Here is a 13,753-nt window from a genome sequence, read left to right on the forward strand (position 1 = left end):
CGGCCCTCTTCGTATGAAGGGGGCCGCCCCGCTGCCGTCGCCGCCTACGCTGACCGGATGCTGGATCACGAGATAGAGAGCCTCGGGGAGTTCGACGACGTCGTCGAGGCGACGGGCTCGCTCAGCGGCTGGCGGGTGCAGTCGGTGGATCTGCGGGAACGCGCCGCCGCCCTGTCCTCGGCGGAGACCGACGGCGCGGTCTTCCTGGGCTGCGCGATGGCGCCCGAGTCGGTCGCGGCCGTGCAGGAGCGCGGCGGACTGGTCTTCCCGCCGGTGCCGAGGCTGCCGTTCAACCCGTACCGCAGCAGGCTGTACGCGCCCGAGGAGCTGTACGCGGACCTGGCCGAGGGCTACGACCGCACCCCGGACGCCCGCTCGTACGGCTGGTTCCAGCGCACGAAGAACGACGGCGACGTCTTCTCCTCGATGCTCCGCGCCGTACACGACGACGCGGTCTCCGACGCCCTCGACGAACAGCTCGTCGGCGCACGGGTGGTGGGCGTCATGGGCGGCCACAAGCTGGCGCGCGGCAGCGGCGCCTACGCGGGCGCGGCCCGTCTGGGGCGCACGCTGGCCCGCGCGGGGCACACGGTCGCGACGGGCGGCGGCCCCGGTGCGATGGAGGCCGCCAACCTGGGTGCGTACGCCGCCCCGTTCGACGACGGCATGCTGGAGAAGGCGCTGGAGATGCTGGCGACGGCGCCGTCGTTCGAGGAGTCCGTCGGCGAGTGGGCACGGGCGGCGTTCGCGGTGCGCTCCGGCTGGCCGGACGGCGGCCCGTCCGTAGGGATCCCGACGTGGTTCTACGGGCACGAGCCGCCCAACGCCTTCGCGCAGCACATCGCGAAGTACTTCGTCAACGCCGTACGGGAGGACGGGCTGCTGGCCCGGTCGAACGCCGGGGTGGTCTTTCTGCCGGGCGCGGCGGGGACGGTGCAGGAGATCTTCGACAACGCGACGCCCAACTACTACCAGTCGCGCGGCGCCCCGACGCCGATGGTGCTCGTCGACGAGGAGCACTGGACGCGTACGCTGCCGTGCTGGCCGCTGCTCCAGGCGCTGGCGTCCGAGCGTCCGATGGCCGCGCGGATCGCGCTGGCCGCCTCGGTCGAGGAGGTCCCGCAGACGCTGGAGCGGCTGCGGGAGGCCGAACTGCCCGGCGGCTGACGGCACTTGACGGCACTTGGGCCCGCGCTCCGGCAGGCCGCTTCTGCGGACCGGCAAGTCCGGGCAGATTGCGTAGAGTTCAGCCGGCGCCGAGCCGGATCACGTCCCGCCCGTCGAAGGCGGCGCCGACCTCCGCACCGTTCGCCGGCGCCTCCCGCAGGGAGCACGAAGCCTCCAGGCGCGGCCCGTCGGCGGGGCGCAGCAGCAGCGTCACCGATGCGGCGTCGCCGCCGCGGAAGGTCCGCGCCTCGACGCGGCAGCGCAGCCCGTCCTCGGGTGCCGTGAGCCGTACGCCCGCGGGCCGTACGAGGAGACGGCACGCGCCCGGCGGTGTGCCGTCCTCCACGGGGAGCTTGCCCCAGGGGGTGTCGGCGACGGCGCCCTGCACGGTCGCGGCGACGACGTTGTCGAAGCCGAGGAAGCGGGCGACGAACTCCGAGGCGGGGCGCTGCCACACCTCCAGCGGCGTACCGGTCTGGGCGATGCGCCCCTCGTTCATCACCACGACACGGTCGGCCAGAACGAACGCCTCGCCCTGGTCGTGCGTCACGGCGAGCACGGTGGTGCGCAACTCGCGGAAGAGAGCGCTCAGTTCGACGACGAGCCGCTCCCGCAGGCCCCGGTCGAGCTGCCCCAGCGGCTCGTCCAGCATCAGCAGCCGCGGCCGGGGCGCCAGCGCCCGTGCGAGGGCGACGCGCTGCTGCTCGCCGCCGGAGAGGGCGGCGACGGGCCGGCGTTCGGCGCCGGGAAGGCCGACGAGGGCGAGGAGTCCGGCGACGCGTGTGCGTGCCTCGCGCCGCCCGGTGCCGCGCATGCGCAGCCCGAAGGCGACGTTGCCGCCGACGTCGCGCTGCGGGAAGAGCTGGTGGTCCTGGAACATCAGGCCGACTTCGCGCCGGTGCGGCGGCACCCCGTCCTGGTCGTGTCCGGAGAGGACGACGCGGCCCGTGCGGGGCGTGTGCAGTCCGGCGACGACGCGCAGCAGCGTCGACTTGCCGCTGCCGCTGGGGCCCAGCACACACACCGTCTCGTGGTCGGCGACGTCCAGGTCGACGCCGTCCAGCGCGCGCCGCCCTGCCTCGTACTCCGCCGTCACACCGTCGAGTCGCAGCATCTAGAACTCTCCCTGGGAGTGCGGGCGCAGGCGTTCCAGTACGAGGAGCGTCGCCGCGCACACGAGCATCAGCAGGGTGCTCATCGCCATCGCCTGCCCGTAGTTGACCTCGCCGGCGCGGCCGAGGAAACGGGCGACGGCGACGGGCAGCGTCGGTGCGTCGGGGCGTGCGATGAAGACCGTGGCGCCGAACTCGCCCAGGGAGACGGCGAAGGCGAAGCCCGCCGCGACGAGCAACGCCCGGCGCACCAGCGGCAGATCCACCTCGCGCCACGCCCGCAGCGGCGACGCCCCGAGCACCGCCGCCGCCTCGCGCAGCCGCACGTCGACCGCGCGCAGCACCGGCAGCATCGTCCGGATGACGAAGGGCACGCCGACCAGGGCCTGGGCGACGGGGACGATCATCCAGGACGAGCGCAGGTCCAGCGGCGGCTCGTCCAGCGCGATGAGGAAGCCGAAGCCGACGGTCACGGCGGAGGTGCCCAGCGGCAGCATCAGCAGGGAGTCGAAGCCGCGGACGAGCGCTCCGGCGGCGCCTCCGGAGGTACGGACGGTGAGCGCCGCCGCTGCCAGTCCTCCGGCGGCCAGCGCGATGAGCGTGGCGATCGCCGCGTACGCGAGGGAGTTCCCGACGGCGTCCAGCGGCGGCACGGTGAAGGTGGCGCTGCCCGAAACCTCCCCGAGGGCACGGTAGTTGGCCAGTCCCCAGCCGTCCGGGCCGTCGAAGGAGCGTGCCGTCAGCACGGCCAGCGGCACGAGGACCAGCAGAGCCGTCACGGTCAGCACGCCGCACAGCAGCGTCCACTGGGCACGGCCGCGGGGCCGCCGTGCGACGGACGCGGCGTCCACCATGCTCAGCGCGGCCCGCCGTCTGCTGACCGTACGGGCGTGCAGCGCGAGCAGCGTGCCGACGGCGGCGAACTGGACGAGCGTGAGCACGGCCGCCGTCGGCAGGTCGAGCAGCGCGGCGGTCTGCCGGTAGATCTCCACTTCGAGCGTGGCGTACCGGGGGCCGCCCAGCACCTGGATCACACCGAAGGAGGTGAAGGTGAAGAGGAAGACGATCAGCGCGGCGGCGCCCACGGACGGCGCGAGCGCGGGCAGCGTCACGCGCCGCCACGCCCCGAGGCGGCTCGCGCCGAGCACCCGCGCCGCCTCCTCCTGGCGCGGGTCGAGCTGCGCCCACAGCCCGCCCACCGTCCGTACGACGACGGAGTAGTTGATGAAGACGTGAGCGAGGAGGATCGCCCACACGCTGGTGTCCAGCCGCAGCCCCGCCCACTCCTCCAGCAGGCCGCCGCGTCCCAGCAGCGCCAGGAACGCCGAGCCGACGACGACCGTCGGCAGCACGAACGGCACGGTGACGACGGCGCGCAGCAGTTGCCTGCCGGGGAAGTCCAGCCGGGCGAAGACGTACGCGGCGGGCAGTCCGAGCGCGAGGGTCAGCGCGGTCGAGGCGGCGGCCTGCCACACGGTGAACCACAGCACCTGGGCGGTGTCGGTGGCGGCCAGGACGTCCGCGAGCCGCCCGAAGTGCCACCTGCCGGCGTCCGTTCGCAGACCGCGGGCGACGATCGCGGCGACGGGGTAGGCGAAGAAGACGCCGAAGAAGGCGACGGGCAGCGCGAGCAGGGCGAGCGGCAGGGCCGCGCCGCCGCCGCGCCGCGTACGGCGGGGACGGCCGGCAGCCGGGGCGCCGCCGCCGGGTCCGGTGGTGAACGCGCCGCCGGCGGGGGCCCGTTCGGGCACTACTTCACGACGAGCGACGTCCATGCGTCGATCCACTCTTCGCGGTGCGCGTCGATGACGCCCGGGTCCATGGCGGCCGGATCCTTGGGCGACCCGCCGTACTTGGTGAACACCTCGGGCAACTCGGCGTCCTCACGGGCCGGTTCGACGAACATCTGCAGCGGCATGTCCTCCTGGAAGGTCCTGCCGAGCATGTAGTCCAGCAGCGCCTTGCCGCCCTCGGTGTTGCGCGCCCCCTCCAGCAGTCCCGCGAACTCCGTCTGCCGGAAGCAGGTCCGCTCCGCGATGCCCGTGGGCGCCCGGTCGGGCAGCGGCTTCTTGCCGAGGACTTCGGCTGGCGGACTGGAGGCGTAGGAGACGACGAGCGGCCGGTCGCCCTTGCCCTTGCCGCCGGCCGAGCCGCTGAAGCGGTCGTTGTACGCCTGCTCCCAGCCGTCGACGACCTCGACGCCGTTGGCGCGCAGCTTCTTCCAGTAGCCCTTCCAGCCCTTCGCGCCGTACTCGTCGACGGCGGCCAGCAGGAAGCCCAGTCCAGGTGAGGACGTGGCGGCGTTCGGGGTGACGAGGAGGTCCTTGTACCGGGCGTCGGTCAGATCCTCCAGCGTGCGGGGCGGCTTCTCGTCGTGCGCGTCGAACCAGGCGCGGTCGTAGTTGACGCATATCTCGCCGGTGTCGACGGGCGTCACCCGGTGCCTGTCCCGGTCGAGTTGGAGCTTCGCGGGGACGTGCGCGAGTCCGCCGGCCTTGTACGGGGCGAAGACGCCCTTGTCGAGTGCCCGGGAGAGGAGGGTGTTGTCGACGCCGAAGAAGACGTCGCCCTGCGGGTTGCCCTTGTTGAGGACGGCCTGGTTGACGGCGGCACCGGCGTCCCCGCCGCGCAGCACCTTCACCGTGTAGCCGGTGCGCTGAGTGAACTTCTTCAGTACGGGCTTGGAGACGGCGAAGGAGTCGTGCGTGACGAGGGTGACGGTCTTGCCGCCCGCCTCGTCGCTCTGCCCCTGCCCGCCGCACGCGGCGAGGCCGCCGGCCAGAGCGAGAACGGTCGTGGCGGCGGCAGCCGCGCGCAGCACATGCTTGTTCATACGGCTCATCGACTTCCTACCCGGCATGACCCGGGCGAGGTTCGAGGGTCTGCGGCCGCGGACGGACGTGCTCCCGGAATCCCGGGCGTGCACGGCGTATGCGTACGGCCGCACTCTCAGCGCTGTGTGCGCTCCCCTGTCGGTCTGTTGTCTGTCGGGAGCCCCGCCGCCGGTTGTTGTGCCTGCGACAAGACGCCCTGCCGCAGATTATCAGCCACCGGCCTGCGGTCACCGGCCGCGGCCGGTGGCTACGACGTACGGCATGCGCCTGCGAGGCGAAGTGCCGCGCTGCGGCTCAGCGTTCGGTGGCGGCGAGCTGCCCGCAGGCGCCGTCGATCTCCTGGCCGCGGGTGTCCCGTACGGTCACCGGAACCCCGTGGTCCTCCAGCGCCTGCACGAACGCGGCCTCGTCCTCCGGCCGGGACGCCGTCCACTGGGAGCCGGGCGTCGGGTTCAGCGGGATGAGGTTGACGTGGACGGGCTTGCCCTTGACCAGCCGCCCCAGCAGATCCGCGCGCCACGCCTGGTCGTTGATGTCCCGGATCAGGGCGTACTCGATGGACACCCGCCGCGCGGACTTCGCCGCGTACTCCCAGGCGGCGTCCAGCACTTCGCGTACTTTCCAGCGGGTGTTGACGGGCACGAGGGTGTCCCGCAGCTCGTCGTCCGGCGCGTGCAGCGACACCGCGAGACGGCACTTGAACCCTTCGTCGGCGAACCGCGTCATCGCCGGGACCAGTCCCACCGTGGAAACGGTGATCCCGCGCTGCGACAGGCCGAGCCCGTCCGGCTCGGGGTCGGTGAGCCGGCGGATCGCGCCGACGACGCGCTTGTAGTTGGCGAGCGGCTCGCCCATCCCCATGAAGACGATGTTCGACAGCCGCTCCGGCCCGCCGCCGGGGACCTCGCCGTCCCGCAGCGCCCGTACGCCGTCCACGATCTGGTGCACGATCTCCGCGGTCGACAGATTGCGGTCGAGCCCGGCCTGACCGGTCGCGCAGAACGGGCAGTTCATGCCGCAGCCCGCCTGCGAACTGACGCACATCGTGACCCGGTCGGGATACCGCATCATGACGGACTCCACGAGCGTCCCGTCGTGCAGCCGCCACAGCGTCTTCCGCGTCATGTCGTCGTCGCAACTGATGTGCCGAACGACGCTCATCAACTCGGGCAGCAGCTCGGCGGCCAGCTTCTCCCGCGCGGCGGCAGGGATGTCCGTCCACTGCGCGGGCTCGTGCGCGAGCCGCGAGAAGTAGTGCGTCGACAGCTGCCGCGCCCGGAACGGCTTCTCCCCCGCCCCGGCCACCGCCTCACGACGCTCGTCGGGCGTGAGATCGGCAAGATGCCGCGGCGGCCTCGCGGCCCCTCGCGGCTGTACGAAGGTGAGCTCTCCGGGTGCAGGCATAACCCGACCAGTCTCGCAGACGGGCGAGGGTGGCCTGGACGGGAGCGGGGTGGGGAGGGTCACCATCGGGTGTCGGCTGTCGAGTGCCGGTGTCGGGCGACCTGGCGCGGCGGCGAGATGGCCCAAGTCGAAGCTCCAGCGTTCTTTCAGCTCAAGCTGCCTGCGGGATCTCGAAAGATCAACGAATCGAATCGCTGTGTTCTTCGGCCAACGGCCCAGACGGCGCCGCGTCGCAAGGGACCGCCTGTGCAGTGACAGATGACGATGCCGCCGCAGATCTCGCCCCTCGGCGTCTCTGACGGCGGAGCCGGGGAGACCGTGCTAGTCCGCGTTGCCGAGGGCGGTGCGGGCGGCAGTCCGGAATTGCTGAACTCTTTGGTAGAGGTCGTGTTCCCGCTGAGCGGCGAGCGCGCGGTCAGCCGTCTTGTGAGCGTCGATGCCCGACCGTGCCTTGTCGGCCATGCGCCGCATGACGTCAGAGAGTTCAGCGGAGGCGTGCGTCACTTGCTGGGCAGCTTCTACGACGTGCGCGGGTCCTTCGAGGATGACCACTTCGGCGGCGCGGTGCACGTCCCGGGCGAGGGCGACGAAACGGGTCACCCTGTCCTCCACGTCAGGCAGATGAGGCACTTCGCACTCCAGCGCGCTGAGGATGCCGTCCATGGCGACGTCCCGGTCATGAAGGGCGCCCGATTCCTGCGTCCATGCATTGAGTCTGGATCGTCAACTCGCCTCTGAGACACAGGATTTCACGCATCCCGGCTGGACGCGGTGACGCGGACGCCTGGTAGGCCCCGTCAGGCCGCCCCCGTGAAGGCGACCAGGATGAGCCAGACCACCGGGGCCGTCGGGAGGAGGGAGTCCAGGCGATCCATGATGCCGCCGTGGCCCGGGAGGAGGGTGCCCATGTCCTTGATGCCGAGGTCCCGTTTCATCATCGACTCGCCCAGGTCGCCCAGGGTCGCGGTCACCGCGACGGCCAGGCCCAGCAGCAGGCCCTGCCACCACACGCCGCCGTCGATCAGGAACTGCATGCACAGCGCGCCCGCCGCCATGGAGAAGGCGATCGCGCCGCCCAGGCCCTCCCGGGTCTTGCCGGGGCTGATGTTCGGGGCGAGCTTGTGCCGGCCGAAGCGCCAGCCGACCGCGTACGCGCCGGTGTCGCTGACGACCGTCAGCAGCAGGAACGTCAGGACCCGCCAGGGGCCGTCGTCCGCGGCGAGCAAGAGCGCGACGAACGTGGCGAGGAACGGCACATAGAAGGTGGCGAAGACGGCGGCGGTGACGTCCCGGAGATATTCGTCGGGCGACTCCGTCATCCGCCACGCCAACACGGCCAGGGTCGTCAGCGCCATGACCACCCACGCGCCCTCGGGTCCGCGCAGATAGCCCGCGGTGACCATGGCCGCGCCACCCACGGCGAGCGGTACGAGGGGGGCGTGGATCTCCTTGCGCTCGGTCAGACGTGAGGTCAGCTCCCACAGGCCGACGACGACGGCGACGACGATCACGCCGAGGAAGACCGGCTTGTAGAAGAAGAGCGCGGCGAGGATGACCACGCCCAGACCGACGCCGACTCCTATCGCGGCGCGCAGATCCCGTCCGGCCCGCTTCTTGCCGCCCTGCGGCGCCGGTCCCGGCCCGGAAGCGGAACCCGGCCGGGACGTAGCCGAACCGCCGGAGCCGGACGCGCCGTCGGAACCGGAGGCTCCCCCGAAGCCCGAGGGGCCGCCGGAGCCTGCCGGTCCGGAACTGCCGGAGCCCTGCGGCCCGTACGGACCCGGTCTGCCGTGGCCGCCGTCAGAGCCGCCGGGGTCGGAGACGCTCGGCGTGTGCCGCGTCCGCGGTCCTCCGCCGGCCTCGTGGGCGGGCGCTCCGGCCGCGCCGGAGTGGAAGGCGCCGGGAGTGGCGCGCCCCTGGTCGGGTGCGCCCTGGAAACCGGCACCGGGCGGCGGGGCTCCCCACGTTGAGTCGTTCACAGATAGCAGCCTCAGACCTCGGACCTCTGACGGATCTCACACAGCCCCGCGCGGGGGATCAGACCTCGAGCAGCTCGGCTTCCTTGTGCTTGAGCAACTCGTCCACCTGTCCCGCGTACTTCGAGGTGGTGTCGTCGAGCTCCTTCTCGGCCCGGCGGCCCTCGTCCTCACCGATGTCGCCGTCCTTGATGGCGGCCTCGAAGGACTCCTTGGCCTTGCGGCGGACGCTGCGGATCGAGATCTTCGCGTCCTCGGCCTTGGCCTTGGCGACCTTGATGAACTCCCTGCGCCGCTCTTCCGTCAGCTCGGGGAACGTCACCCGGATGAGATTGCCGTCGTTCGACGGGTTGACGCCCAGGTCGGAGTCGCGGATCGCCTGCTCGATGTTGCGCAGCGAACTCTTGTCGAACGGTGTCACCACCGCCATCCGCGGCTCCGGAACCGAGAACGACGCCAACTGGTTGATCGGCGTCATCGTGCCGTAGTACTCCGCCACGATCTTGTTGAACATCGCCGGGTGCGCACGGCCGGTGCGGATCGCGGCGAAGTCCTCCTTGGCGACCACGACCGCCTTCTCCATCTTCTCCTCGGCCTCGAGGAGGGTCTCTTCGATCACCACGTGCTCCTGGTTTCCTTGAATGAGCCTTGCGGACAAGCCCTGATGTCTGCACGGTGTCCGACCGGCAGACGGTTGTCCAGCCTGTGTCGAGCCGTTCTGCGACGGCGAGTCACCCGGCGGGCACCGAGCACGCCGGACGGCCGCGTACGGGCCAACGTCAGCCTCTCGTGCCCTGGTTGCTCACCAGGGTGCCGATCTTCTCACCCTTCACCGCCCGCGCGATATTGCCCTCGGCGAGCAACTCGAAGACGAGGATCGGAAGTTTGTTGTCGCGGCAGAGCGTGACGGCTGTGGCGTCGGCGACCTTCAGATCGCGTGTGATGACCTCGCCGTATTCCAGGGCGTCGAACTTCACGGCGTCCGGGTTCTTCGCGGGGTCGGAGTCGTAGACGCCGTCGACGCCGTTCTTGCCCATCAGCAGCGCCTCGGCGTGGATCTCCAGGGCACGCTGCGCGGCGGTGGTGTCGGTGGAGAAGTACGGCATGCCCATCCCCGCGCCGAAGATGACGACGCGGCCCTTCTCCAAGTGCCGTACGGCGCGCAGCGGAATGTACGGCTCGGCGACCTGGCCCATGGTGATGGCCGTCTGGACGCGCGAGTCGATGCCTTCCTTCTCCAGAAAGTCCTGCAGGGCAAGGCAGTTCATGACGGTGCCTAGCATGCCCATGTAGTCGGAACGGGCACGGTCCATGCCGCGCTGCTGGAGTTCGGCGCCGCGGAAGAAGTTGCCGCCGCCGATGACGACGGCGAGCTCCGCACCGTCCCGTACGACCGACGCGATCTCGTGGGCCATCTTGTGCACGATGTCGGGGTCGACACCGAGCCCCCCGCCGCCGGCGAACGCCTCACCGGAGAGCTTGAGCAGGAAGCGTTTGCGCCCGCTGCGGCTCCTGCCTGTGTCGGATGTATCGCTGTCCTTGCTCATGAACTCTCCTCGCGCACATACGAAGGAGGCCACTGCCGTCGGATGGGTGCAATCCCTGTGCGGCAATGGCCTCCTCGTCACAACTGCCCTGTGCCCGACCTTATCGGGCGCGTGCCGGTCGCGTGGTGCCACGCGGCGGCGTGCGGATAAGGGCCGGCTCTCAGGCGCCCACGCGGAAGCGCGCGAAGTGCTTCAGCGTGACGCCGGCCTCTTCCAGAACCTTCTGGACGCTCTTCTTGTTGTCCTTCGCGAAGGGCTGGTCGAGCAGGGTGTTCTCCTTGAAGAAGCCCGTGACGCGGCCCTCGACGATCTTCGGAAGCGCCTGCTCCGGCTTGCCCTCCTCGCGGGCGGTCTCCTCGGCGATGCGGCGTTCGTTCTCGACCGTCTCGGCCGGGATCTCGTCGCGGGTGAGGAAACGCGGGGCGAAGGCGGCGATGTGCTGCGCGACGTCCTTGGCGATCTCCGCGTTCTCCTTGTCCAGCTCGACGAGCACGCCGACCTGCGGGGGCAGGTCCGGGCTCGTGCGGTGCAGGTAGGAGGCGACGTAGGCGCCGGAGAACTGGGCGAAGCGGTCCAGGACGATCTTCTCGCCGAGGTTGGCGTTGGCCTCGTCCACGTACGCCTGCACGGTCTTGCCCGGCTCGATCTCCGAGGCGAGCAGCGCGGCGCTGTCGGCCGGGGAGGTCGCGGCGACGTGCGCGGCGATGGCGTTCGCGACGGCGAGGAACTTGTCACCCTTGGCGACGAAGTCCGTCTCGCACTTCAGCTCGACGAGGACGCCGGCGCTGTTGTCGTCGGCGATACGGGCGACCAGGGCGCCGTTCGACGCCGTACGGCTCTCGCGCTTCGCGACGCCCTTCTGGCCCTTGACGCGGAGGACCTCGACGGCCTTGTCGACCTCGCCCTCGGCCTCCTCGAGCGCCTTCTTGCAGTCCATCATGCCGGCGCCCGTGAGCTCGCGGAGCTTCTTGACGTCGGCGGCGGTGTAGTTCGCCATGCTTGGTTTCCTTCTGTGACCAGGCTCCGCACGGCCGGCGCGTACGGAGCGCCGGGACGGCGGAACTCGTCCTTCTTGAGGTCTCTTTGCAGCCTGCGGGACGTCTCGCGCGTCACCGTGTGCGGTACGCGAGGCGGTACGTGGGGAGCGCGGCTGTGTGCCGCGCCCCCTCTCGTCCCGTACGGCCGCCGATCTGGTCACCGGGGTGCGGCGTGGGCGAGCGGACGGCGGCGGGACGGAGCCCGCTGTGCCCGCCTCGCCGCCGCACCCCGGCGAATGGTGAACGTCAGGCGTTCTCAGCGGTCTTCGGCTCGGCGGCCTCGGCAGTCTCGGCGGCCTCGGCCGGCTTCTCCTCGGCCTTGGCTTCAGCGGCCTCGGCCTTCTCGCTCTCGGCCTCGGGGGTCGCTTCCGCGGTCTTGGCGTCGGCGCCCTCGGCCTTCTCGCCCTCCAGGAGCTCACGCTCCCACTCGGCCAGCGGCTCGGCGGCCTTGTCGCCGCCCTTGGCCGCCTCGGCGGCACCGGAGCGGGCGATGAGGCCCTCGGCCGCGGCGTCGGCGATCACGCGGGTGAGGAGCGTGACGGAACGGATCGCGTCGTCGTTGCCCGGGATCTTGTAGTCGACCTCGTCCGGGTCGCAGTTGGTGTCCAGGATCGCGACGACGGGGATGTTGAGCTTCCGCGCCTCGCCGACGGCGATGTGCTCCTTCTTGGTGTCCACGATCCACACGGCGCTGGGCACCTTCTGCATCTCGCGGATACCGCCGAGGGTCTTCTCCAGCTTCGCCTTCTCACGGGAGAGGACGAGCAGTTCCTTCTTGGTGAGGCCGGAGGCGGCCACGTCCTCGAAGTCGATCTGCTCCAGTTCCTTCAGCCGCTGGAGGCGCTTGTAGACGGTCGAGAAGTTCGTCAGCATGCCGCCGAGCCAGCGCTGGTTCACGTAGGGCATGCCCACGCGCGTGGCCTGCTCGGCGATGGCCTCCTGGGCCTGCTTCTTGGTGCCGACGAACATGATGGAGCCGCCGTGCGCGACGGTCTCCTTGACGAACTCGTAGGCGCGGTCGATGTACGACAGCGACTGGAGCAGGTCGATGATGTAAATGCCGTTGCGCTCGGTGAAGATGAAGCGCTTCATCTTCGGGTTCCAGCGGCGGGTCTGGTGCCCGAAGTGGACGCCGCTCTCCAGCAGCTCCCGCATCGTGACGACGGCCATGGCCGTTCTCCTCGGAATACTCGGTTGTCGTCAGCGCTGGCCGGGACGGCCATCGCTTGCCTGACGCCTCTGTCGCGTTGCGCCCGCGGGACCTGCAGAGAGGGCCCTGACGGGACCGAGATACGCGGCCACCGGGTGAGGGTGGCGAGGCGTGCGAAGTCAGCCCGGTGGCCCGGGCCGCCACCAGCAGTGTACGGGACCGGGGAAGGGCCCGGATCCCTCGCACGGAGGGTCGCGGGTGCGGTGACGTACTCGCGCAGGTGACGCACTTGTCCACAACCAGCCGGTTATCCACCGAAGTTCAGCAAGATCCCCACGACACGTCACCGCACGGAATCCTCTCAGCACAGTCCGATTCCAATGCCTCTCACTGCGAGGCTCATGGAGGTGCTGAATGTTTTCCACTGAACGGAACGCGAGGTCGGCTTGGAGGTCGGCGAGGGGGCCCGCGGGGTCTGCGACGCATGCGCTGTATGCCGCTGGCAGGCGGAAGGGCGCTGCGCGTGGGGTGGCCTCCGTGCTGGCTTGCTGTGTTCTGACCCTGACGTCGGGTGCGGTGTGGGGGCCGCAGGCTCTCGCGGACGGGAGACAGGGGCGGGCCTCCGCCTCGGACACGGGCGGACCCGGTCATCGTTCCTGGCCGGTGGACGGCGATGCGGGTGCGACGAGGCCACGGGTCGTGCGGGGCTGGCACCCGCCGCCGCAGCCCTGGGCTGCCGGGCACCGCGGGGTGGACCTCGCGGCTCCCCGGGGCAGTCCGGTACGTGCCGCGGCTGGCGGCCGGGTCGTCTTCGTGGGCAAGGTCGCCGGACGTGGGGTGGTATCGATCGCGGTCTCGGGCACGGGGCGACCACCGCTGCGTACGACATACGAGCCTGTAAGGGCCACAGTCCGGAAAGGCCAGCGGGTACGGGCCGGCCAACGCGTGGGCACTGTGGCGGCGGGCCCGTTTCACTGTCCCCGCGGTTGCCTGCACTGGGGTGCGCGACGAGGCGAGCGGTATGTCGACCCACTGTCGCTGCTGCCGGACAGGCTGCTCCGGGCTGGGCCGTCGAGGCTGCTGCCGGTCTTCGGGGTACCGGTGCCTCGGAGTGGAGGTGACGCCTCAGGGACTGAAGCGAGGGTGCCGAAGGTCAGCAGCGTGGCGGCGGTAAGCAGCGTCGAAGGCAATGCCGGGACAGCACCGGGCATAGGGGCGTCTGGGACGTCGCTCCTGCTGGCCGCGGGACTTGGCTTAGGGGCGTGGTGTGCGCACCGGCAACTCGCGCGCAAGCGCGGGCGTGCGGTGGGTTGTTCACGCGGCGCATGACGAGCGTTGCGCGGGAAGGGCCGGTGATTCCGAGGCTGCCTGCGCAGTCCGGCTGAAGGGGCAGTGGCCTGCTGGCTGCAGTGTCGCTGCGCGAGCTACCGGTGTGCGACGCGTACGGGCCGAGACGTCGGTGAACGCAGGGCGACGGCAAGTACAGCCATGAGCAAAGCGGGGGCGGGAGGGGTGGGGCGGGGCGG

Annotated in this window: 12 protein-coding genes; 2 read left to right on the plus strand and 10 right to left on the minus strand. The window is 70.9% G+C overall.

Annotated features, from left to right (window positions below; translation table 11 throughout):
• Positions 1–57 precede the first annotated feature (57 nt).
• Positions 58–1,167 (plus strand): LOG family protein, encoded by a 1,110-nt coding sequence (locus AN218_RS10375; protein WP_070016501.1) that lies wholly within the window; start codon positions 58–60, stop codon positions 1,165–1,167.
• A gap of 79 nt (positions 1,168–1,246) precedes the next feature.
• On the opposite strand, the gene AN218_RS10380 is transcribed toward AN218_RS10375, so the two are convergent.
• From AN218_RS10380 to rpsB, 10 genes are all read right to left on the minus strand, one after another.
• Positions 1,247–2,281, minus strand: coding sequence for an ABC transporter ATP-binding protein (locus tag AN218_RS10380; protein ID WP_070016502.1), 1,035 nt, complete (start codon positions 2,279–2,281; stop codon positions 1,247–1,249).
• Positions 2,282–4,054, minus strand: coding sequence for an ABC transporter permease (locus AN218_RS10385; protein ID WP_079132017.1), 1,773 nt, complete (start codon positions 4,052–4,054; stop codon positions 2,282–2,284). It abuts the gene before it with no gap.
• Positions 4,030–5,112, minus strand: a complete 1,083-nt coding sequence (locus tag AN218_RS10390) for a thiamine ABC transporter substrate-binding protein (RefSeq protein WP_070016503.1) — start codon at positions 5,110–5,112, stop codon at positions 4,030–4,032. The genes AN218_RS10385 and AN218_RS10390 overlap by 25 nt, the downstream gene beginning before the upstream one ends.
• A gap of 295 nt (positions 5,113–5,407) precedes the next feature.
• Positions 5,408–6,517, minus strand: a complete 1,110-nt coding sequence (gene rlmN, locus AN218_RS10395) for a dual-specificity RNA methyltransferase RlmN (RefSeq protein ID WP_070016504.1) — start codon at positions 6,515–6,517, stop codon at positions 5,408–5,410.
• 321 nt (positions 6,518–6,838) lie between these two features.
• Positions 6,839–7,180, minus strand: coding sequence for a hypothetical protein (locus AN218_RS10400; protein WP_070016505.1), 342 nt, complete (start codon positions 7,178–7,180; stop codon positions 6,839–6,841).
• Between the two features lie 134 nt (positions 7,181–7,314).
• Entirely contained in the window at positions 7,315–8,496 is a 1,182-nt protein-coding gene (locus tag AN218_RS10405; RefSeq protein WP_070016506.1) for a phosphatidate cytidylyltransferase, read from the minus strand.
• 58 nt (positions 8,497–8,554) lie between these two features.
• Positions 8,555–9,112 carry a ribosome recycling factor gene (gene frr / locus AN218_RS10410; protein WP_070016511.1) on the minus strand — a complete coding sequence of 186 codons (558 nt, stop codon included), beginning with the start codon at positions 9,110–9,112 and terminating at the stop codon, positions 8,555–8,557.
• 160 nt (positions 9,113–9,272) lie between these two features.
• Positions 9,273–10,040 carry a UMP kinase gene (gene pyrH, locus AN218_RS10415; protein ID WP_070016507.1) on the minus strand — a complete coding sequence of 256 codons (768 nt, stop codon included), beginning with the start codon at positions 10,038–10,040 and terminating at the stop codon, positions 9,273–9,275.
• A 160-nt stretch (positions 10,041–10,200) separates the two neighbouring features.
• The gene (tsf, locus tag AN218_RS10420) at positions 10,201–11,037 is read right to left on the minus strand and encodes a translation elongation factor Ts (RefSeq protein ID WP_070016508.1); all 837 of its coding nucleotides are present in this window, start codon (positions 11,035–11,037) and stop codon (positions 10,201–10,203) included.
• A 286-nt stretch (positions 11,038–11,323) separates the two neighbouring features.
• The gene (gene rpsB, locus AN218_RS10425; protein WP_070016509.1) at positions 11,324–12,247 is read right to left on the minus strand and encodes a 30S ribosomal protein S2; all 924 of its coding nucleotides are present in this window, start codon (positions 12,245–12,247) and stop codon (positions 11,324–11,326) included.
• A gap of 394 nt (positions 12,248–12,641) precedes the next feature.
• On the opposite strand from rpsB, the gene AN218_RS39040 reads away from it, so the two are divergent.
• Complete coding sequence (locus AN218_RS39040; RefSeq protein ID WP_079132018.1) at positions 12,642–13,556, plus strand: murein hydrolase activator EnvC family protein; 915 nt, start codon at positions 12,642–12,644, stop codon at positions 13,554–13,556.
• Positions 13,557–13,753: the final 197 nt, after the last annotated feature.

This window comes from Streptomyces nanshensis (assembly GCF_001751255.1).
Lineage (GTDB): Bacteria > Actinomycetota > Actinomycetes > Streptomycetales > Streptomycetaceae > Streptomyces > Streptomyces nanshensis_A.

What these genes read in the sequence shown, in the direction of transcription:
- AN218_RS10375 (WP_070016501.1), top strand. Translation starts at nt 58, where the DNA reads ATGCTGGATCACGAGATAGAGAGCCTCGGGGAGTTCGACGACGTCGTC.
- AN218_RS10380 (WP_070016502.1), bottom strand. Translation starts at nt 2,281, where the DNA reads ATGCTGCGACTCGACGGTGTGACGGCGGAGTACGAGGCAGGGCGGCGC.
- AN218_RS10385 (WP_079132017.1), bottom strand. Translation starts at nt 4,054, where the DNA reads ATGGACGTCGCTCGTCGTGAAGTAGTGCCCGAACGGGCCCCCGCCGGC.
- AN218_RS10390 (WP_070016503.1), bottom strand. Translation starts at nt 5,112, where the DNA reads ATGAACAAGCATGTGCTGCGCGCGGCTGCCGCCGCCACGACCGTTCTC.
- rlmN (WP_070016504.1), bottom strand. Translation starts at nt 6,517, where the DNA reads ATGCCTGCACCCGGAGAGCTCACCTTCGTACAGCCGCGAGGGGCCGCG.
- AN218_RS10400 (WP_070016505.1), bottom strand. Translation starts at nt 7,180, where the DNA reads ATGGACGGCATCCTCAGCGCGCTGGAGTGCGAAGTGCCTCATCTGCCT.
- pyrH (WP_070016507.1), bottom strand. Translation starts at nt 10,040, where the DNA reads ATGAGCAAGGACAGCGATACATCCGACACAGGCAGGAGCCGCAGCGGG.
- tsf (WP_070016508.1), bottom strand. Translation starts at nt 11,037, where the DNA reads ATGGCGAACTACACCGCCGCCGACGTCAAGAAGCTCCGCGAGCTCACG.
- rpsB (WP_070016509.1), bottom strand. Translation starts at nt 12,247, where the DNA reads ATGGCCGTCGTCACGATGCGGGAGCTGCTGGAGAGCGGCGTCCACTTC.
- AN218_RS39040 (WP_079132018.1), top strand. Translation starts at nt 12,642, where the DNA reads ATGTTTTCCACTGAACGGAACGCGAGGTCGGCTTGGAGGTCGGCGAGG.